At 35.8% G+C, this 19594-nt stretch carries 20 protein-coding genes; 11 read left to right on the forward strand and 9 right to left on the reverse strand.

The genetic code is table 11. The features are described 5' to 3' along the window. Nucleotides 1-12: 12 nt before the first annotated feature. Both F8M42_RS03070 and panB read left to right on the forward strand, forming a co-directional pair. On the forward strand, nt 13-852 hold the full coding sequence (locus F8M42_RS03070) for a Rossmann-like and DUF2520 domain-containing protein (protein ID WP_229711419.1): 840 nt from the start codon (nt 13-15) through the stop codon (nt 850-852). Continuing rightward, nucleotides 842-1681, forward strand: a complete 840-nt coding sequence (gene panB / locus F8M42_RS03075; protein WP_407672851.1) for a 3-methyl-2-oxobutanoate hydroxymethyltransferase — start codon at nt 842-844, stop codon at nt 1679-1681. The genes F8M42_RS03070 and panB overlap by 11 nt, the downstream gene beginning before the upstream one ends. On the opposite strand, the gene F8M42_RS03080 is transcribed toward panB, so the two are convergent. After that, nucleotides 1673-3469: a sensor domain-containing diguanylate cyclase gene (locus tag F8M42_RS03080; RefSeq protein ID WP_182187916.1), complete on the reverse strand. Its 1797-nt coding sequence runs from the start codon at nt 3467-3469 to the stop codon at nt 1673-1675. The two genes, panB and F8M42_RS03080, sit on opposite strands and share 9 nt — an antisense overlap. A gap of 453 nt (nt 3470-3922) precedes the next feature. On the opposite strand from F8M42_RS03080, the gene alr reads away from it, so the two are divergent. Next, on the forward strand, nt 3923-5101 hold the full coding sequence (gene alr, locus F8M42_RS03085; RefSeq protein ID WP_268233956.1) for an alanine racemase: 1179 nt from the start codon (nt 3923-3925) through the stop codon (nt 5099-5101). A gap of 419 nt (nt 5102-5520) precedes the next feature. Here the strand turns inward: alr and F8M42_RS03090 are convergent, their stop codons facing one another. Continuing rightward, nucleotides 5521-6687 carry an MFS transporter gene (locus F8M42_RS03090; protein ID WP_182187917.1) on the reverse strand — a complete coding sequence of 389 codons (1167 nt, stop codon included), beginning with the start codon at nt 6685-6687 and terminating at the stop codon, nt 5521-5523. Nucleotides 6688-6900: 213 nt separating this feature from the next. On the opposite strand from F8M42_RS03090, the gene F8M42_RS03095 reads away from it, so the two are divergent. Further along, nucleotides 6901-7308 carry an Lrp/AsnC family transcriptional regulator gene (locus F8M42_RS03095; RefSeq protein WP_182187918.1) on the forward strand — a complete coding sequence of 136 codons (408 nt, stop codon included), beginning with the start codon at nt 6901-6903 and terminating at the stop codon, nt 7306-7308. 142 nt (nt 7309-7450) lie between these two features. Here the strand turns inward: F8M42_RS03095 and F8M42_RS03100 are convergent, their stop codons facing one another. Beyond that, a complete protein-coding gene (locus tag F8M42_RS03100) occupies nt 7451-8542 on the reverse strand; it encodes an MGDG synthase family glycosyltransferase (protein WP_182187919.1) in 1092 nt (363 codons plus the stop codon). A gap of 212 nt (nt 8543-8754) precedes the next feature. Here F8M42_RS03100 and F8M42_RS03105 point away from each other — a divergent pair, with 212 nt between their 5' ends. Both F8M42_RS03105 and F8M42_RS03110 read left to right on the forward strand, forming a co-directional pair. Then, complete coding sequence (locus F8M42_RS03105; RefSeq protein WP_229711420.1) at nt 8755-9144, forward strand: helix-turn-helix domain-containing protein; 390 nt, start codon at nt 8755-8757, stop codon at nt 9142-9144. Nucleotides 9145-9198: 54 nt separating this feature from the next. Further along, nucleotides 9199-9879, forward strand: coding sequence for a hypothetical protein (locus F8M42_RS03110; protein ID WP_182187920.1), 681 nt, complete (start codon nt 9199-9201; stop codon nt 9877-9879). A 220-nt stretch (nt 9880-10099) separates the two neighbouring features. On the opposite strand, the gene F8M42_RS03115 is transcribed toward F8M42_RS03110, so the two are convergent. The 4 genes from F8M42_RS03115 to thiM all read right to left on the reverse strand — a co-directional run bounded on the left by F8M42_RS03115 (nt 10100) and on the right by thiM (nt 13380). Beyond that, nucleotides 10100-11308, reverse strand: a complete 1209-nt coding sequence (locus F8M42_RS03115; RefSeq protein ID WP_182187921.1) for a multidrug effflux MFS transporter — start codon at nt 11306-11308, stop codon at nt 10100-10102. A 228-nt stretch (nt 11309-11536) separates the two neighbouring features. After that, entirely contained in the window at nt 11537-12238 is a 702-nt protein-coding gene (locus tag F8M42_RS03120) for a thiamine phosphate synthase (RefSeq protein ID WP_182187922.1), read from the reverse strand. Then, nucleotides 12235-12540, reverse strand: coding sequence for a thiamine-binding protein (locus F8M42_RS03125; protein ID WP_182187923.1), 306 nt, complete (start codon nt 12538-12540; stop codon nt 12235-12237). The genes F8M42_RS03120 and F8M42_RS03125 overlap by 4 nt, the downstream gene beginning before the upstream one ends. Before the next feature lie 3 nt (nt 12541-12543). Next, entirely contained in the window at nt 12544-13380 is an 837-nt protein-coding gene (gene thiM / locus F8M42_RS03130) for a hydroxyethylthiazole kinase (RefSeq protein WP_182187924.1), read from the reverse strand. Nucleotides 13381-13902: 522 nt separating this feature from the next. On the opposite strand from thiM, the gene F8M42_RS03135 reads away from it, so the two are divergent. Then, nucleotides 13903-14280, forward strand: a complete 378-nt coding sequence (locus tag F8M42_RS03135; protein WP_182187925.1) for an adenine deaminase C-terminal domain-containing protein — start codon at nt 13903-13905, stop codon at nt 14278-14280. Nucleotides 14281-14462: 182 nt separating this feature from the next. Next, nucleotides 14463-14867, forward strand: coding sequence for a FosX/FosE/FosI family fosfomycin resistance hydrolase (gene fosX / locus F8M42_RS03140; protein WP_182187926.1), 405 nt, complete (start codon nt 14463-14465; stop codon nt 14865-14867). 607 nt (nt 14868-15474) lie between these two features. Here the strand turns inward: fosX and F8M42_RS03145 are convergent. Then, entirely contained in the window at nt 15475-16926 is a 1452-nt protein-coding gene (locus F8M42_RS03145) for an MFS transporter (RefSeq protein ID WP_182187927.1), read from the reverse strand. 138 nt (nt 16927-17064) lie between these two features. On the opposite strand from F8M42_RS03145, the gene F8M42_RS03150 reads away from it, so the two are divergent. Genes F8M42_RS03150 through F8M42_RS13825 form a run of 3 tightly spaced genes read left to right on the forward strand, consistent with a single transcriptional unit; the run spans nt 17065 to nt 18495 of the window. Then, a complete protein-coding gene (locus F8M42_RS03150) occupies nt 17065-17922 on the forward strand; it encodes a LysR family transcriptional regulator (RefSeq protein ID WP_182187928.1) in 858 nt (285 codons plus the stop codon). Nucleotides 17923-17934: 12 nt separating this feature from the next. After that, on the forward strand, nt 17935-18138 hold the full coding sequence (locus tag F8M42_RS03155) for a hypothetical protein (protein WP_182187929.1): 204 nt from the start codon (nt 17935-17937) through the stop codon (nt 18136-18138). A gap of 60 nt (nt 18139-18198) precedes the next feature. Beyond that, nucleotides 18199-18495 carry a transposase gene (locus F8M42_RS13825; RefSeq protein WP_407672868.1) on the forward strand — a complete coding sequence of 99 codons (297 nt, stop codon included), beginning with the start codon at nt 18199-18201 and terminating at the stop codon, nt 18493-18495. Between the two features lie 158 nt (nt 18496-18653). Here the strand turns inward: F8M42_RS13825 and F8M42_RS03165 are convergent, their stop codons facing one another. Continuing rightward, nucleotides 18654-19571 (reverse strand): alpha/beta fold hydrolase, encoded by a 918-nt coding sequence (locus F8M42_RS03165; RefSeq protein ID WP_182187930.1) that lies wholly within the window; start codon nt 19569-19571, stop codon nt 18654-18656. Nucleotides 19572-19594: the final 23 nt, after the last annotated feature.

Consider the following 19594-nt stretch of genomic DNA (forward strand, 5'->3'; position numbering starts at 1 on the left):
GTTGGTAAATCATTGGGGATATATTTAAAAAAGCATTGTCTGACTGTTGCCGGATATTACAGCAGATCATTTGAATCTGCCAACAATGCTGCAAACTTGACACAAAGTACAGCTTATATATCACCTGACGAACTGACTGCCGGCTGTGATGTTATTTTTATAACTGTAAATGATGATGCATTACCGGATGTTGATGCTCAGATCGCTGCGCTGTTACGGCGGAAAACGTGGCGTTGCAAAGTATGGCTGCATACGAGCGGAGCTCATAGCAGCGAATGTCTGAAAAATATTAAAATTGCCGGAGGTGCAGTAGGCAGTATTCATCCATTACAAAGTTTTAGTGATCCACAAATCAGTGCAAAATTTCTTGAAAAAACATTTTTTACTATTGAGGGAACAGCACAAGCACTGTTGGTAATACAGGAGATTTTGAATGCTGCTGATGCCGATTATGGACAAATAACTGTACGGCAAAAAGCCCTATACCATACCGGAGCTGCAGTAATATCCAATTATCTGGTTACATTACTTGATTTTGGGATGCAATGTATAGAAACAGCAGGTATTGATAAGAAAGCTGTGTTTTCAGCAGTTGCTCCACTTATAGAAGGAACACTGGACAACATAAAACGATATGGCACAGTTAAAGCGTTGACGGGACCAATAGTACGCAATGATGCGGGGACAGTAGCAGCGCAATATGACAGTATTAAAAAATATTTGCCGGAAAAAACTGAGTTATATCGTATTTTGACTATAGCAACAATAAAAATGGCAGAAAATAAAAGAATTACACTGTCTGATGCCCAAAAATTAAAATGCTTATTAAAAAAGGAGAATTATGATGAATAAAGATAAATTTACGACGCAATCGTTTTTTGATGCCAAACAGACCGGTAAAAAAATAACTATGCTGACTGCATATGACTATTCAATGGCACAAATTGTCGATGACAGCGGCATAGACAGTATTCTTGTTGGTGACTCACTCGGTATGGTCATGCAGGGTAATAAATCAACACTAAAAGTGACAATGGAAGATATGGTTTATCATTCCCGTTGTGTTTCCCGTGGGGTACATAGAGCTTTGATAGTTGCCGATTTACCGTTTTTGTCTTATCAGGTCAATAGTGAAGATGCCATACGCAATGCCGGCAGGTTGATCCAAGAGGGCAGTGCAGATGCAGTGAAATTGGAAGGCGGACAGCGTATGGTGCAGACAGTACAGGCTGTTGTCAATGCACAGATACCAGTTATGGGGCATATTGGCTTGACACCTCAGTCGATAAATATCATGGGTGGGTTTAAAGTACAGGGAAAAGAAACAGCTGCTGCGCAGAAGCTTATAGATGATGCTATGGCTTTGGAACAAGCAGGCGTTTTTAGCATTGTATTAGAAGCGGTACCGGAAAAGCTTGCACAAATAATAACTGAACGGGTCAAAGTACCTACTATCGGAATAGGTGCCGGACGATATTGTGATGGACAGATTCTTGTTGTAAATGATGTATTAGGAATGTACAGTGATTTTACACCCAAATTTGTAAAGAAATATGCCGATTTAAAGACAAGCATCACAAAGGCACTTAATAACTATGCCACAGAAGTGCAAAACGGACAATTCCCTGAAAAGAAGCACACTTTTAAAATTGATGAAACAGTTTTGGAAAAGTTATATTGATAATAATGATTGCCGTTGTTTGTGAATCTCATCAGCAAATTTATATTTATTATGACCTTGTTTTTTTGCTTCGTACATTGCCGAATCGGCCAGGTTAATCAACTGTTCAACGTTTTTACCGTCAGACGGATATAAAGTAATGCCGATACTGGCACTGAGCTTTAGATAATGGCCATCTATTATAAATGGTTCTGAAATGGTTTTCAATATTTTTTCGGCAATTTTTGCGGCAGAATTTCGTGTTTGCAGATTAACCGCAACTACCAGAAATTCATCACCGCCAATACGGGCTGCTGTATCCGTTTCACATATGGAACTGCGCAGGACTGCAGCAAAATGTTTAAGAGCAGCATTGCCGGCTGAATGACCATAATTGTCATTTATCTTTTTAAAAAGATTTAAATCCATGAACATTACGGCGACAAGTCTATTATAACGTTTGGACATACTTAAAGCGGTGGAAAGCCGTTCACTGCTCAGCCTGGCATTGGGCAGATCAGTAAGTATATCATGTGTTGCCAAGTGAATAAGTTGATTTTCAAATTTTCGGCGCATGCTTATATCACGTGTTACACCGACAAGTTCGATAAATTCTCCATTGCTGTCATAAACTGAATTCATAGTAAGCTCGCCCCAGAATAAACTGTTGTCTTTACGTTTTACCTGTACTTCCTGGCGATAAACATGAGCTGATTTATTGGCATTTATATTAGAATATATCTCAGTTAAAATTTTTTGTATGATTTCCCACGAGCTTTCAGCAAACATATTTTTGATAGATGATTTAAGACACTCGTCCACAGTATAGCCGGTTATATTTCTGACGGTTGGACTGACATAAGTTAAATTACTATTTTTATTTAATGTCCAGATTACATCCAACGAGTTGTCATATAAAAGTTCATTGTTAGTTTCACTTATCGAAAAATCATTCTGCAGATAAGTGATTCTGGATAAGTCGATAAGTGAAGTCAATAATATCTTATCAAGAACCACTGCGATAATTAATGTGCGGCGGAGTGAAAAATCAGGAGAAACCAAGTTCATTTCACAAGGATTAGTTGGAGTACCCGGATTGCTTACTGCCTCATGCACAACCTTTTTCCATATATAATAATTGGTTTGTTCTGCGTCATCAGAATTATTTTTACTGAACCAATCAGATAATGACATTATGTCACTTGTAAATTCACCAAAAGTTTGTTTAAAATGTTGATTGACATATAATATCCTGTATTTGGGTGAAAGCAGACTTAGACATATTGATGTGGGAATATTGTCAATTACCTTATGCATTAGTGAATTATCTGCCAGATGTTTCATATTTATAAACTTATTTTCTATTATTAGATTTTTTTCCAGCAGATCGCGCATTTTTTCCATTAATTTGATAATATGGGGGGGAAAATGATTTTCTTTGTTATCGAGAATACAGATTGTGCCAAATGGAGTGCCATCAGAATCCCGTATAGGAAAACCTAAATAGGCAATCATATTATATTGCAGATCAGGATTGTGATTCCATTTATCCGATTTTAATGCATTATCGACGAGCAGCATTTCCTGTTTTTTTATGACTGTTTCGCAATAAAGACCGGAGTCTTTCAAATGATTTTTTTCGCCTATGAGATAGGGACTGGTTTTGTTGGTATTTTTTGTGAGTACCTCCAGGTAATCTCCATTTATATGCATGATTAGACCTGCTTTGACTCCGCTGATGCTGACAATTAAATTTAAAATTTCCTGCCATTCTGTTATTATTTTGTCTGAAATTATAAAATTTTTCATTTGATTTTCACTTCTTTATATACAAAATTAACACATAATGATTATTAATTTATATGCATATTCTATAACATAAATTATATAGAGAGAAAGTCTGTTAGTAAAGTATAATTTAATCAATAAATAGCATGAGGCAAATGTAATTTTAAGGTATGCAATATATTGACTATCACTATTATAAAACATTTACTGTGTGTATGTTTATCAAAATATTTATAAAATAGGAAAAGCTAAAATAGTATTCAATTAATATCAGTCAGCACGACATAAAACAATCATTCATAGATTTTATAGAATACATAAAAAAATTGAGCATTTAAGACAAAATAAATAGATAAATTTGACTGGCAGGCTTTTGTTTTATTGATATGTCTGCTACAATTTAAGGCGTAATGTCTGAATGTGATAATTATTTTATGGCGTTGCCAAATAAAATTTTATAAAGAGGGAATACTTGTGGATATAACAAAAATTCGGCCGGCCTGGGTGGAAGTCGATTTAGATGTATTGGCGCAAAACATGCGTGAAATTCGCCGCCTTACTGCTGAAAAGGCTCAGGTGACTGCGGTTATAAAGGCAAATGCCTATGGGCATGGTTCCTGTGAAACGGCCAAAGTAGTATTGCAAAATGGTGCTGACCGGCTGGCCGTAGCAGAACTTGATGAAGCGATAGAATTGCGTCAGCACAATATAACGGCACCTATTTTGATTCTCGGCACAGTGTTCCCCGAGCAGGCTGACTTGGTCGTTTTATATGGCATAGATATTCCAATATTTGATTATGATATGGCTAAAGCTTTTTCTGATGAGGCGGTACGACAGCATCGCAATGTACGGCTGCATATAAAGATTGACAGCGGCATGGGACGTATCGGTTATCAGCCTAATGAAACCAGCATACAGGAGATAAGACGTATCAGCAAGTTACCGGGTATCGTCATGGAAGGCATTTTTACACATTTTGCTACTGCTGACAGCAAGGATAAAAGTTTTACCAACGAACAATATAAACGTTTCAAATATGTCTGCACCCGTCTTGAAGAAGAAGGGGTAAAAATAAATGTACATCATTGCGCCAATAGTGCGGCTATTCTTGACTTACCCCATTATCATTGGGATATGGTTCGTGCCGGTATAATTATTTATGGACTGGCACCGTCAAGTGAAGTAGATATAAGTAGAACAGCTTTGAAACCGGTAATGTCATTTAAATGCCGTATTACCCATATAAAAAAGCTGCCTAAGGGCAGCAGTGTCAGTTATGGCCGAAAATTTATTGCTGACAAGGAGTGTATGATAGCTACTTTACCAATCGGTTATGCCGATGGTTATACTCGTATGCTTTCGGGAAAGGCAGATGTTTTGATTCATGGACAAAAAGCACCTGTTGTAGGAAATATTTGCATGGATCAATGTATGGTGGATATAAGCGGAATAAAAAATGTTCATAGCGGTGATGAAGCAGTATTGTTCGGTTCCCAGGGCAGGGCTGTGATAACTGCTGACGAAATAGCTGAAAAACTCGGTACGATAAACTATGAAATAGTCTGTATGATGGCACGGCGATTACCACGGGTGTATTTATGCGATGGCAGGCCAAAGTTTTATCGAAACTATCTTTTGCCGATAGAGTAATTTTTATAAAATTACCCGGCTGAGGTGCAATATCATTTGATCCTATGATTAAGGGGCCGCTGCACGCAGCCCCATTTTTATTATCACAAAAAAATACAGTATCTTTTGATAGGAAATCAAGCACTGCTTTTAAGACTGATATTCTTTTAAGCATTGTTTTTAAGTATAAACGGCCTATATTATTAATATAATATTAACAATAATAATTTAACAATATAATATATGTGAAATACAATAAAGCGCATGTATATGGAAATTAAATTTACTTAAAAAAAGAGATGTATTATTATGCCGGTAGATCTCCTAAACCAATATCTTCGCATAGTCTCTACTGGTTGATCCATAATAATAATGCTTATAATATTTTTTCATATCATGGCAGAATTGGAAGAAAAATTTTATTAAAACATTAAATGTGATTAATGGTTAAATTTACCTGATAATATACTATAAGATATCATTCCAATTACTCCTACAACCATAGCCGAAAAATATAAGCTGCGAATTCCATACATGAAAACAGTATTTCCCAATATAATAGGACCAATACCATACCCCAGTTCAAGCAATGCATAAAAAGTAGCTGTCGAAGTACCTATTTCATTTGGTGAAACTTTATTTATAGCAATAGTATGTCCTCCTGCTGTGATACCTGCATTTGCTGTTCCTATTAAAAAAGCACTTAATAATAACACACTTTCAGTATGAGCAATACCAGTCAGAAACATAGATATAATTATTAAAATCAAAGCCGGATACATTATGATATTACTTCCAAATCTATCAAACAATTTACCAATAATAGGACGGCTTATAAATGAAGCTATCCCATAAACAATAAAATATATTCCTGCGGCGTCAGCTAATCCAATCATTTTGGCATATATTCCTATGTAGCTCAGCACTGAAGAAAAACAAATTCCAGATAAAAAACCAATAAATCCAATTGGCAAAGCTTCTTTAGAAATAAATTTTCTGATGGATTTACCTGATTGTAAGTCATTACACTTTCGTGTAGAATTATTTTCCGGAATTTTTACAAAAATAGTAAGAACAATAATTATTATAGACATTAAAGCAGCAATATATAGTCCAACAGAAAAAATCTCTTTATTGATAAGCGTTAGAATAATAAACGGTCCAAAAGCTGATGCCAAGGTCATACTTAAAGTAAAGTACCCAATACCCTCACCTTTTTTTGATTTTGGAATAATTACAGCTGCTAACACACTGGAAGCAATAGCAATAATTCCAAACCCAACTCCATGAAAAAATCTTACTATGATGAATACATTGTAATTAATTGCCACAAAATATAGTATTATTCCTATTGAATAGATTATGGCACCTATTAAGATTGTTTTTTTGCGTCCAATAATATTTATATAAAATCCAGAAATAAAACGAGAAATCAAACTTCCTATTATGAATATTCCTGATGCCATACCAGCTTCACTCACGGTAGTATTAAAATATTTTATAGAATAAATAGTTGAATATTGCATCATTTGATATGAAATTGTATACACTAAAAAATTTATGGCAATGTTTTGTATATAAGTTTTTGTCCAAAAAGACTTTTTCAAGAAAACCACCTGATTTTATTAAAATAATATTTGGGGGAAGTTTTAAAATTTTTATACGCAGGATTTGAATTTATAATATAATTATAGTGCAATAAAAACTTTAGATGGACAAATTTTACTGCGTGATACATTCGTTTATGAAATAATAATAGCTGCAGAATTTGATATATAAAGTGGTATAATATTTTTATAAATAATGGAGAGGTGTGTAGCTTGGATGATTTAGACTTAAAAATCATAGAATTATTAAGGGAAAACTCCAGAGCTTCTATGAAAAACATAAGTGAAAAAGTTCACTTAACTGCTCCTGCTGTAAAAAACAGATTAAATAAATTAGTTGCAGATAAAGTAATAAAGCAATTTACTATAATAACCGGTGATGATTTTTTAAAGAAGACAAAATCATTTGTGACATTATTTATGAAAACAACATCACATCAGCAATTGAAAAGGTTTTTGAGAAATAATGATAAAGTTCTCAGTGCTTATCAGATAAGTGGTGAAGGCGGATATCTGATTAATTTGGTATATAATAATCAAGCTGAGCTATTAGATTTTTTGAATAAATTATCGGTATATGGCACATATCAGGTTAGTATTTCGATCGAAAAAATTAAATAAATATAATTTATTCAGCCCGGTAATGTAAAAAAGGACGCCTGATTGATATACCGTAAGATAATCAATCAGACGTTCCCTTTTATGAAAAATATATAATATTTTTAAATAATTGCCGGTTTTTCTGGAAGGTTCAAAATATACGTTAGGCGACTTTGTCTTTTTTTAAAAGTCTGCCGAGTAATTCTTGCTGTATTTTCTCAGCAGCCCCCGAGATTTTTAGATTAAGCATTTTTTGGCGGATAAGGCGGCGTTTATCGGGATTATGCAGCAGGTCCTTAATTAATGCTGGAAGCTGTGCAGTTTCATGAGCCCAAAATCCCAAACCGTTTGTTTCAATGAAACGTGCATTGGCCTCTTCTATACCGGGGATAGGTGATGAAATTATGAGCGGTATGCCGACAGCCAGCGCTTCCGACAATGTGGCACCACCGGGTTTAGTGATAAGAAGGTCACATTTTTTCATATAAAAAGCCACATGTTTTGTAAATCCGATTACAGTAAAATTTTTGTGGTATGTGGACAGTTCTTTTAGCTGGGAATAGTATTGTTTATTATTGCCGGTTATAAAAGTTATTGAAATTGTCGATGGAAGCCGCACGGCTGTATTTATTAAACAGGATATATTCTGTTGTGTTTGATTGCTGGTCATAATCAAGATATTGTTTGATATGGTGGGAGGATAAACAGGGGTAAATTCTGTACCTACGGGAATTCCTGTGGGAATAATCTGGCAGGCTGGATTAAAATCAACGGGAAATTGCCCGATAAGAGACGGATGTGCTAAAAAATATGTGTCGACGGAGTCTATTTGCCAGACAGGGTGTACTGTATAATCCGTTACGATACCGACTAATTTGAAAGGTAAATGATATTTTTCTTTGCAGGAGGCAGCCGCTGCCAGCGGGAAAAAATGTGTGCAGACAATACAATCAGGATGGTATTGTTTTGCGAGTCGATGGATTATATGCCGGTTCATTTTTCCAATAAGATATTTTATATTGTTGAGCCGATTATTTTCACTGACATGGCATATTGAACGAAAAAAATCAGGTTTATATTGTAATATCCTCTGATATACATTACAAAATAAATTATTTAAATCATAGGAAGATGCTTGGAGAAAATCAACAGTATTTACATTACAATTGGCAGCAGTAAGTTTATGCTGCAGATTTAAAGCAACCTGATTGTGACCGTTTCCTACGGATGCAGTTAATATCAAAACATTCGTCATAATAATCACCTCATATATTAAATGAATTTTAAATATGCTATATTTTTATCATACTATATTTTTTACTTGTAGTATATGGCTGCGAGAATAACTAATGTTAAGATTTTGCTAAAATTGTATTATATATGTTAATTGCGGTCGCTTTTTGTCTTGTTTGGCAATATAATCAGCCGTAAAAGAGGAAGAATTGATTATAACCACTGAAAAAGATTATGTTTGCTAAGACGTTCGGCTGTATCAGATTCATCTATAGCAAGATGCTTGGCGACCGCTTTGATCACTATAAAGAAACAGGTAAGAAACTGAATAATACACCAGCACAGTACAAATATGAATTTCCTTGGCTGAAGGAAGTTGACAGCATGGTTCTTGCGAACGCCCAACTGAATCTGAATAGGGCTTACAATAATTTTTGGAATAATCGTAAGCATTTTGGCAAGCCCCGCTTCAAGTCTAAGAAGACAGGGCATTTTTCTTACTTTGCGAATAATCGGAAGGGTTCTGTCCGATTAGAGAAAATAAACTCAAACCGTGATAATTATTGTGAATTCAGTAATTCCGTGAAATTTTATCCTTTTCACCTGATGAGAAAAAATGTATAATACAGTGCAGATGCCGTCAGGCGGCAGAATTGATTTTAATAGAGGTGTTTGTGGGTGAGATTTAATAGAATTTTTTTAGTATGTTCCTTATTGTTGCTTTTGTTTACACGGTCAGTATTTGCCTTTGGCTTTATTGACGATAATTCAGAAAAAATTATCAAGGATACTTGGGATTCACAAACCTTTAGTCAATTGGAAAGTGGAATTGTAGCGGTACCGCAATCGGTGGTTGATAGCTATGTCCAGTCGGCTGTGACCAATTATCCGGATATAAGCAGCCTGGAAGTTTTGATCCATCCGGACAATCTAATTGAGGTAAATATTGACAGCAAGGCATCAGGTAAAGTAAAGCTGGAAGGGACAATAACGCAGTTTGTCCAAAATAAGGATATATCTTCAATGACAGTTCATATCCAGAAAAAAGAACTTGTGGGCCGTCCATTGACTTCATGGATATTTTCCCGAGTAAGTGCGGGACTTTTGGTAAAATTGTTCGGTAATCCGCTTAATGGCAATGAATATGGAATTACTACTGATGTTGATGGTAATAATTTAATAATTAATTTTAAACCATTTATCGATCAGTCATCATTAAAAGATGTTACAATAATGGGCAGCAGTCTTGTGGATGCAATAAACATAGACAGTGTGAGCACACAAGAAGGTACATTGTTCTTGCATACTTCTCTTAACGGCGGCAGTGTGGCTTTTAATGCTGTCAAAAGTTTCTTGTAATAAATGGCGGCAGATATCCTTGGATTGATGTACCGATCATTGGTCAAAGATATAACGGGCTGTCGCACTAATGGCATTAGCTTCATAAAGTGTAATTCGCTGCCGTCATGTGGTTGTCTGTCTTTTGTGGGCAGAGGGGAACGAAATAACACATTTGTGAATGAAAATGTTTAGGTGCGACAGCTTTGTTTATTTCCAGACATAAAATTAGGTATAAGTCTTACACTGATTTTTTGTGAAAAGGATAAATTATAAGATAAAATGATATTAGAGCACCAAATTCTCCTAATACGATAATAACGGCCATGGGAATTGCCGTGTTGCTGCCGGCTATTCCCACAAGAGGCGCCATTACGGCACCGGATATCATAGAAAAAAAGCCAATGAGCGCTGAGGCTCCACCGGCAGTTTTTCGCTGAGCCTGCATGGCCAGTGAAAAACTGGTGGAACTCATGACAGATACTGTAAAAATGACCAGAAATAAAATAATAATAATCAATGAAAGCGGAGCTTTGGTAAGAAAACAAATAAGCAGAAGTAAGCTGCCGCAAAAAGCTTGCAAAAGCGATATTAGCAAGAGTTTCCATTCAGCAATATGGCCGGCCAGCCTGTTGACAAGAACTCCTCCTATCATAAGGCCGATGCCATTAGCACCAAAAATGTAGCTGAACTCCTGCGGTGAAACATTATAAATATTTTGAAATACAAAAGAAGAACCTGAAATATAAGCAAAAAATGCAGCAAAAGCAAAACATTGCATTATGCAATGTCCCATGAAATAACGTTCTTTGAATAACAGAGTAAAGCTATGCAGACTTGCCGAAAAATTGCTGGAAAGACGTTTTTCTACCGGAAGTGTTTCTTTCATAGTGAAAGCGCCTATACTGAGCAATATACCGATTAGAAAGAGGAAGATAAATATACCGCGCCATGAAGAAAAACGTAAGATTTGGGCACCTATAACCGGTGACAATATAGGTGCCAGACCATTAACAAGCATCAGCATGGAAAAAAATTTAGTTAGAGCCGGGCCGGAGCATACATCGCGGGCAATGGCTCTGGCAATGACGATTCCCGCTCCACCGGTAAATCCCTGAATAAGACGAAATATCAGAAAAATGTCGATCGATTTTGACAAGGCGCAGATGACAGTCGATATAGTAAATAGAATCATACCCAGAAATAGGGGAACTTTTCTTCCCTTGCTGTCACTGAGCGGGCCGGTAAAGATTTGGCCGGCGGCCATTCCTGCCATAGATGCTGTTAATGTCATCTGAATAATTGACGGTGATACGGAAAAACTGTTCATCACTTCCGGTAAAGATGGTAAATACATATCTGTTGAAAGCGGTGCTATGGCTGCCAGCATACCTAAAAAAATAGTAAGCAGGGTTGTATTGATTTGTTTATTATGGTCTGGTGCTGTCATAAGATGATTTATCTCCTTCATTGGTATGGCTGGACAGAAATAAGGTTGTGAAAAAATTGTGCGTAGTATTTTAAACTTCTTGATAGCAGCATGGGCAAAGTTTTTTCTTTTTTTATTTATGTTCATGATGTTTTAACAGAGCAGATTAATAGGGAACATATAGAAAAAGCGGCTATTATACATGCCAAAGTACAATAATAGCCGCTTACTCAGTATGCCATACAAGTGTCATTGTATATTTTTATGCCATGTTTTGACTAGTTCGGAAGCAGCGTACTGTGGGTCAGCAGCCTGTGCTACTGCGGAGACAACAAAAAATCCGGCGGCTTTTGTATGGGCTAGCTGCGGGATATCATTTATTTTGACACCACCGCCAACGACGACAGGAATGGGACTTATTTCTGCCAGTTTTGTAATATCAGCAAAGCTTCGCGTGATGATATTGCCCTGCTTATCTTTGCCACAATCCGGTTTTGTGGCAGTTTCATGCAGTGGACCTGCCCCAAAATAGTCGATTTGACCTACATCGGCTGTTTTTACATAGGAAAATAATTCATCTGTTTTTGCCGATAAACCTATTATGGAATTTTCTCCTAAATATTTTCTGCAGATATTTACGGGGATATCCGTTTGTCCGACGTGAATGCCATCTACCTTTATACTTGCTTGTCTTGCAGCTAAAACAACATCGAGACGGTCATCAACGAGAAGAGCAACTGTATCTGTTTTACCGGCTGCGGCAATGACAGCCGCAGCCTGCTTGGTAAGCTCTATAAGTTCACGTGCCGATGCTGTTTTGGAACGTATTTGTATACAAGTGAATCCGGCATTGACGGCGGCTTTTATAATGTCTTTTACAGGGCGGTTATTTGTATTTTCAGGACCGACCACTAAGTAAGCAGAAATATTTAGGACTTTTCGCATATTCATTTTGAATCCCCCAGAATATGGTTTATTTTTGCGGTTTTTTCCTGCATCATGTTTTTGAATCCGGGACGTATATCTGCTTTCAAAACAACTTCAGTGCGGATTCCTTTTTCTGCTAATATAAAGGCGGCTTCTTTAACCACTTTCATTACGTCATCCCATTCGCCTTCAATCTCGGTAAACATGGAATTGGTTCTATTAGGCAGACCTGAACTGCGGATAACCTGAACAGCTTTGGCTACGTCTGGGGACAATTCATCTCCTACACCGCAGGGAGCGATGGCAACAGCGATTAATGTATTCATTTTTTATATCTCCTCTATGGTAAATAAGTTGGCAGCCACATCTTCAGCAGTTACCTTATAAAGTTCATCCAGAAATTGTACCTGAAAATGGCCGGGACCATGTATAGATCTTTCGGCACGTTTCCCAGCTAAGTTATAAATGGAAACAGCGGTCAGCGCTGCGATAAGCGGAGATGAAACTGTTGCATAAATAGCAATTACTCCACCCAGAGAACAACCTGACCCCGTAATTATTTTGAAAAAAGGTGAACCGCCATATGAAAAGATAATATGGCTGCCGTCCGTGATCAGGTCTGTTTCACCCGATACGGCCACGGTGCCGCCGGTCCATTTTGACAAAGAAATTGCTGCTTGTTTGGCAGAAATTACTTCATCCGTAGAATCAACGCCACGGATGCCTGAACGTGCCACACCACTGGGTAATCCCCATAAGTTGGCTAATGCAATTATTTCTGAAGCATTACCGCGTATTATATCAGGTTTATAAATTTTTAACAAATTAAGCAATTTTTTTCTTAAACTGCCCGCACCTATACCTACAGGGTCTATGATCAGCGGTTTTTTTTGATCATGCAGAGTTTTTACTGCCAGGGGAATGGATTCTTCATAGACAGGCAGTAATGTCCCAAAGTTAATATACATGGCATTACCGGCTTTAGCCAGAGCTTCGGCTTCATCGGGCAGATAGATCATTGCGGCTGAACCGCCAACAGCAAGCTGGGCATTGGCTACAAAATTTATTGTAACGGTGTTTGTAATAGAAGCTGCCATAGGGTTTTTCTTTTTTACATTGGTTATTGCCTCAATAATTTGTTTTTGGATACATTCTTTGGAAATCAATTTAATTACCCCGTTTCTTTTTTTGATAAAAATCAGTTGCTAAGTTGATTGTATATGTTAAATTGAATAGAAGAATAAATAAGATCATGATGATTTTTGTGGTAATGGAACGTTATTATTATGAGGTGTTAATATAATAATATATATTAATCCTAACAGGATAATATAGAAATGCAAGACCAGATGTTTATGATGATATATTATTTTAGTAAACATTTATCAATATGACCTGGAATAAACAGCCTGGAATGACAAACCGAAAATTGGTGATATAATAAATGGCATGTTTGATTTTATTACTAATTTGTCTTCTGCAACAGATTAGCTCAGTCTTTTCCGGATAAATGAAATGATATTTTTAATAATCGTTAAGAATATCATTTTATAGGTATAGGTATTATTATACTTATTAGTGAAATATACTTATATCATAATATACCAGAAATCTCTGTATTCAATCGGTATTTTATATTGTCTGAATAATCAAAGAAAAATATATTCTAGGAGGAAAAGTATTTATTTATGAAACGTGGTGCGGCAGCGACAACTTACGCCCATGACCATCATAATTTGCTGGTAATCGGTCAAAATAAAAAAGATATGACGATCGCCGCTAACACCATTATAAAAAATCAAGGTGGTTATGTCGCTGTATTGAATGATAAGATAGAAGCTTTTGCACCGCTTCCTATTGCCGGAATCCTTTCTGATCAATCGTTGCCGGTATTGGGCGGGCAGATAAAACAAATCCGCCAATCGCTGGAACAACTTGGGTATGAACATAATAACGTTATTATGTCGCTGAGTACTTTGTCCCTTCCCGTAAGTCCTTTTTTAAAATTGACAGATAGGGGAATTATTGATGTGCAAAGACAAAAAATTGTTCCTTTAGTGGTATGAGTGTCATTCTTATTTATAGGAATATGATTTTAAGTTTATTTTGAAGATTGTTGCGCGGGTAGTGATAAGAATGTCAGGTTTATTTACAAAGTGACCGATGTGATGATTCAATTTACAGAATATGAATATATTTCTTTCGCTTTAAAAAGTTTAAATAATGTGATTTAATGGGAGGTGGTCATGTGATAGAGGGTATCAGTCATATAACTTTTATTGTTAAAGACCTTATACTTGCAACCAAATTTTTTAACCAAATATTTAATGCAGAAGAAGTTTATTCCAGTGGGGATAATACATTTTCGATATCAAGAGAGAAATTTTTCGTAATCGGCGGGCAATGGATCGCGATTATGGAGGGGAAATCACTTTTAACACGAACTTATAACCATATTGCATTTAAAATACCGGAGACTGAATTTGAAATATATGAATCACGGATTCGACAATTGGGAGTGGAATTTAAACCATCACGTCCACGCATATACGGTGAAGGGAAATCATTATACTTTTACGATTTTGATAATCATTTGTTTGAAATACATACCGGAACACTTTCGCAGCGATTAAAAAGATATAAAATGAAATAATAAGGTTATCAGCATTTCATTTAAATATCAAGTTGATGCTGTACTTTGGATTATAAAGAAAATTACCATAATGGATGGTGGCTTTCGCAGCAGCAGACAACAGTTTAAACAACTCATTACCAGAAATATTAACAGGGACTGTCCGGTTATTTTCTTTAGTGCTTATAGAAAAATTCCCTTTATATTCTTTGATGACTGTTTCGTTGGGAATAGTACACTTCTTTGATAATAGTACATAGCCTGATTTCCCTTGCTAATACTCGTTGACAACTTTCATCTTGAATTCAAAACTATATTTTGCTATAAAAAGCTGACCCCCATAAGCTAGATTCCTCAGTCTAACTTATGGAGGTCAGTACACTATTTCGCAAAAGTTGGTATTTTTATTTGATTACAAATTAAAATGATCATCTCATGGTTCTTTTTTGAGAAAAACCATGAGAATGCAGATAGAATTTAAATTTTTATACATAAATTTTATGTTAGCACTCTCCAATCTATAAAAACGCAGATGATTAATCAAACATAATTTTCTCATCTGAACTTTTATAAATTTAGGCACATTGGGTTATTAATTTTTATTATATCATTATAAAGTAACATGAATTTACCGCGATGATTGTAAATCAATAATGGTTCTCTTTTTTGTTTTAAAAAGCAGTGTAGTGAGTAATGCAGCTAAAAACATGAATAAAGCAAAAATATAAAAACTTATATCGACGGCTTTAACCAGAGAAAATATTTGTAAATCAGAATGAGTTTGCGCAGCATCGGACATAACTGTTGTTACTAAAGCAGCCGGGACTGATATTTCCATGAACAATAATACCAATGTCTGAGTTACAGCACGTGAAGCATAATTTATAGTGAAAAACATGCCTGATGCTATTCCGGCTTCCTTCAAGTTAATTGTTTCCAGAATTGTTTTGGCGAGAGACGGCCATGCCATACTATTAGATGCGGAAATTATTACCAGTGCTATTATTAGTAACGGCATTGATAATTTGGTATTTAAAGTTCCTAAGATTAATAATCCTAATGTTTGTCCAAGCAGACCTGAAAATAGAAGAGTTGGCGCGCCTATACGGTCGACTAATGAACCGAAGATTGGGCTCAAAATAAGCTGAGGTAATGATAATGGTATAAGCAGCAGACCTGCATGCAGTGCATCAAGCTGCAATATTCCCTGTAGGTATATAGTCAGTAAAAAAGTAATGGAATAATATCCAATTAAATAGCATAGAGTGATAAATAGACCAGTGGTGTACTGCCTGTTATTGAAAAGCGAAAGATTAAATAAGGGAGATATATGATTTTGTTCAACATATATAAAAGTAATAAAGCCGATGAACGTTATTGCGATAAGACTTATGATTGAATATGATGTCCAGCCCCATTTGTTCCCTTCTGATAAAACTATCAGCATTGATGTTAATGCTGTGGAAAAAGTGAATAATCCGCGCCAGTCCATTTTTGATTTGGCACGTAAAGTAGCGTCACCTGGCAGAAAAAATACTGCCAGTAATGAACCAGCTATGGCAAATGGTGCAGTTAAAGAAAATATGGAACGCCAGCCAAGAGTATCAATCAAAGCACCACCGATCACTGGTCCGATGATGGCACCAAGTACCCATGAGGTAGCATTTATACTTATTGCTAAACCGAGCTGTTTTTTTTCAAAAGTCTGCATGATGATGGGAGTAGCTGTTGCTAATGCCATAGAAGCGCCAGCACCCTGCAGAAAGCGAAAAGGTATAATGGTAAAACCGGAAGTTGCAATGGCACACAATATTGTAGCAATGGTAAAAACAGTGAAACCACCGATAAATATAATTTTTTTACCTATCATATCGGCCCATTTACCGGCAGGGAGAAGAAAAACTGTACTGGTTACAGCATAGGATGTAATTATCCATAGTCCGGCATCCACTGATAAATGTAAATCTTGCATCAGTTTTGGCAGGCCGATAATAACGATAGTGGCATCAACATTAGTAATAAATGATGCTAGTGTGATGATTGATAGGATGATCCATTTGTTATGTTTGTGTTTAGTCATTTTTAAGCTCCTTTGCATTGTGAAAACAACGATTTATCCTCAGCTGTATCGTGAATACAGTTTACAGTAAAATAAATATGATGTAAAATGAATATATACGATGAGATAAATCATTATAAATGATAGTGAGGCTACAATATGGAAAGCAATGATTTACGTATTTTCAGAGCAGTTGCGCTTGAAGGAACAATTACAAGGGCAGCGCAGTTGTTGGGATATGTTCAGTCTAATATAACGGCACGTATCCAGGTTTTAGAAAAAGAACTGGGAACGGTGCTTTTTTATAGAAAACATGGAATGATTTTATCCCCGGCGGGTGAAAAATTATTGCCATATGCAGAGCAGGTGGTACGTCTGCTGGATGAGGCGCAATATAAGTTTAGTAATATAAATAAACCTGACGGAACGCTAAAAATTGGTACATATCATCATGGTTCGTCAATTAACCTGATGAATATATTTTCTGAATACCATAAGAAATATCCGCAGGTGGAATTATCACTTTTTATATTACCATCGACTGTTTTAGCAAATAGAATAGAGCAGTTTAAGCTTGATGGGGCATTTATTAACGAAGCAATGTTTGATAATTCATCATTGGTAGAGGATTGGGTAATTGAACAGCAGCTGGTTTTAATCGCACCTGTATATGTTAAAAATTTGGAAGAAGTCTATAAATTGCCATTTTTAATGAATACTGCCGGATGCTATAATAGAGAAAGACTCGAAGATTATTTGCATACAAAAGGCGTTTCGTATATAAGATATATGGAATTTAATGATTCTAATGCTATTATAAGTGGTGTGGAAGCAGGGTTGGGGGCATCATTTGTCATTAAGAATATTGTAAGGGAGCGGGAAAAAACATTAAGAATTTTTTCTGTACCTGATAAATTTAGTAAGATGCGAACAGGTTTTGTGCATTCTAAAACAGTGGCTCCATCTGCGGCATTGGAGCAGTTTATTATGTATATTCACAGACATAAAGGCAGATGAACAGTAAAGTTTTTGAAAAATCAGCAAAATTTAATGGATATATCAGAAATCATCACAACAACTTCAAAGAAAATAGCTGGCACGGCACAGAAGATGGTATCGATTGCTGAAAATTTGTTCAATGGGTTGAAGTTAATAGATTCAATAGGAATAATGATAGAACAAGAGATAAAAAAGATGGATAAAATGCTTGATTTTGGCAGGATATGTATCTAGTAAAGACACACAAGCTTTGGTGGCAGATTTAAAGCTTGTATATGCTGCCCCAATAAAGAAATAGTATTAGCTAAGCTTGATCATTTTAAAGAAACATGGGATGGCAGATATCCTAAAATTTATAAATCATGGTATGAAAAATGGGCTGTTTTAGCAACATGTTTTGAGCATCTATTAGCTGTTAAAAGACTCATTCCTATTACGAATACCATGGAGAAATTTAGCAGGCAACTTATAAAAGTCACCAAATCCAGGACAATTTTTCCTTCAGCTGACAACCTCTCAAAAATGTTTTATCTGGCAATGATAGACATTACTAAAAAATGGACTGGACGGCGACAAGGCTGGAGTCAATAAGGGCACAGCTGGATATCTATTTTGAAAAACGCCTTTTAGAAAGAGATGCTTAAAGGGCATCACTTTTTACAAGCAATGCCCTTAAAATATATTACTATTAATTTTATATTGTTTTTTAGCGTTTACACAAAACTTGAAGAACTCTCTCCTTTCCTAAATTAATTTTTTGTCTTATATTTTTCCAAGAAAGTTGAAAGAGTTTCTAAAACTATTTCCGGTTGTTCTTCAGGAACAAGATGACCACATTCCTTAATACCAAATCCGGCTACATTTTCAGCCCGTTTTTTCCAATTAGCCAAAACATTCCACAAATTACCGACTACACCATTCGCTCCCCATAATACTAATAATGGTGTTTTTATTATTTTAGTTCTGTCAGCTATATCATATTTCATATCAATGGTAGCTGAGGCCCGATAATCTTCACTTACACCATGAATAGTCATTGGATCAGAGAAGCATTTAATATACTCCTGTAGTACATCTTCAGAAAAATTGTTCTTGGTTTTAGGATTAATTTTCAACTGTAAATTAAATCTGATAAAAAAATCAGCGTTACCATTTAATAATTTTTCAGGGAGGCCATTATTCTGAATGTAAAAAAACCAATGCCAATACTTAGTAGCAAACTCCTGGTTCGTATCATGATACATATCATATGTAGGTAAAATATCCATTAATGTACAGCTGATCGCTTTTTCAGGGTGATCCATAATTAAACGATGACAAACACGAGCTCCTCTATCGTGACCTACTAAATGAAATTTTGTAAATCCAAGCTTTGCCATAACTTTAATTACATCATCAGCCATTACTCTTTTTGAATAATTAGAGTGGTCAGGAAGGCCTTGTGGTTTTGTACTATATCCATAGCCGCGAAGATCTGTTATTATCACACTGTATTTGGAAGTAAGCTTTGGGGCTATAAAACGCCAGGTAAGATAATTTTCTGGATGCCCGTGTAAAAATACAACTGCTTCTTTACCATGTCCGCCTATTAAAGTATTAATTTTTATGTTTTCACCTACATCTATTAACTTGTTAACAAATTTGGGAAAATATTTTTCTATTAACATGTATTCCTCCTGTATGATTTATT

The sequence above is a fragment of the Pectinatus frisingensis genome, assembly GCF_014076555.1.
GTDB lineage: Bacteria > Bacillota > Negativicutes > Selenomonadales > Selenomonadaceae > Pectinatus > Pectinatus frisingensis.

Excerpts from the sequence above, each read along its gene's own strand:
- panB (WP_407672851.1), top strand. The coding sequence starts at position 842 with ATGATGAATAAAGATAAATTTACGACGCAATCGTTTTTTGATGCCAAA.
- F8M42_RS03080 (WP_182187916.1), bottom strand. The coding sequence starts at position 3,469 with ATGAAAAATTTTATAATTTCAGACAAAATAATAACAGAATGGCAGGAA.
- F8M42_RS03100 (WP_182187919.1), bottom strand. The coding sequence starts at position 8,542 with ATGACGAATGTTTTGATATTAACTGCATCCGTAGGAAACGGTCACAAT.
- F8M42_RS03105 (WP_229711420.1), top strand. The coding sequence starts at position 8,755 with ATGTTTGCTAAGACGTTCGGCTGTATCAGATTCATCTATAGCAAGATG.
- F8M42_RS03115 (WP_182187921.1), bottom strand. The coding sequence starts at position 11,308 with ATGACAGCACCAGACCATAATAAACAAATCAATACAACCCTGCTTACT.
- F8M42_RS03120 (WP_182187922.1), bottom strand. The coding sequence starts at position 12,238 with ATGAATATGCGAAAAGTCCTAAATATTTCTGCTTACTTAGTGGTCGGT.
- F8M42_RS03125 (WP_182187923.1), bottom strand. The coding sequence starts at position 12,540 with ATGAATACATTAATCGCTGTTGCCATCGCTCCCTGCGGTGTAGGAGAT.
- F8M42_RS03135 (WP_182187925.1), top strand. The coding sequence starts at position 13,903 with ATGAAACGTGGTGCGGCAGCGACAACTTACGCCCATGACCATCATAAT.
- F8M42_RS03145 (WP_182187927.1), bottom strand. The coding sequence starts at position 16,926 with ATGACTAAACACAAACATAACAAATGGATCATCCTATCAATCATCACA.
- F8M42_RS03150 (WP_182187928.1), top strand. The coding sequence starts at position 17,065 with ATGGAAAGCAATGATTTACGTATTTTCAGAGCAGTTGCGCTTGAAGGA.
- F8M42_RS03165 (WP_182187930.1), bottom strand. The coding sequence starts at position 19,571 with ATGTTAATAGAAAAATATTTTCCCAAATTTGTTAACAAGTTAATAGAT.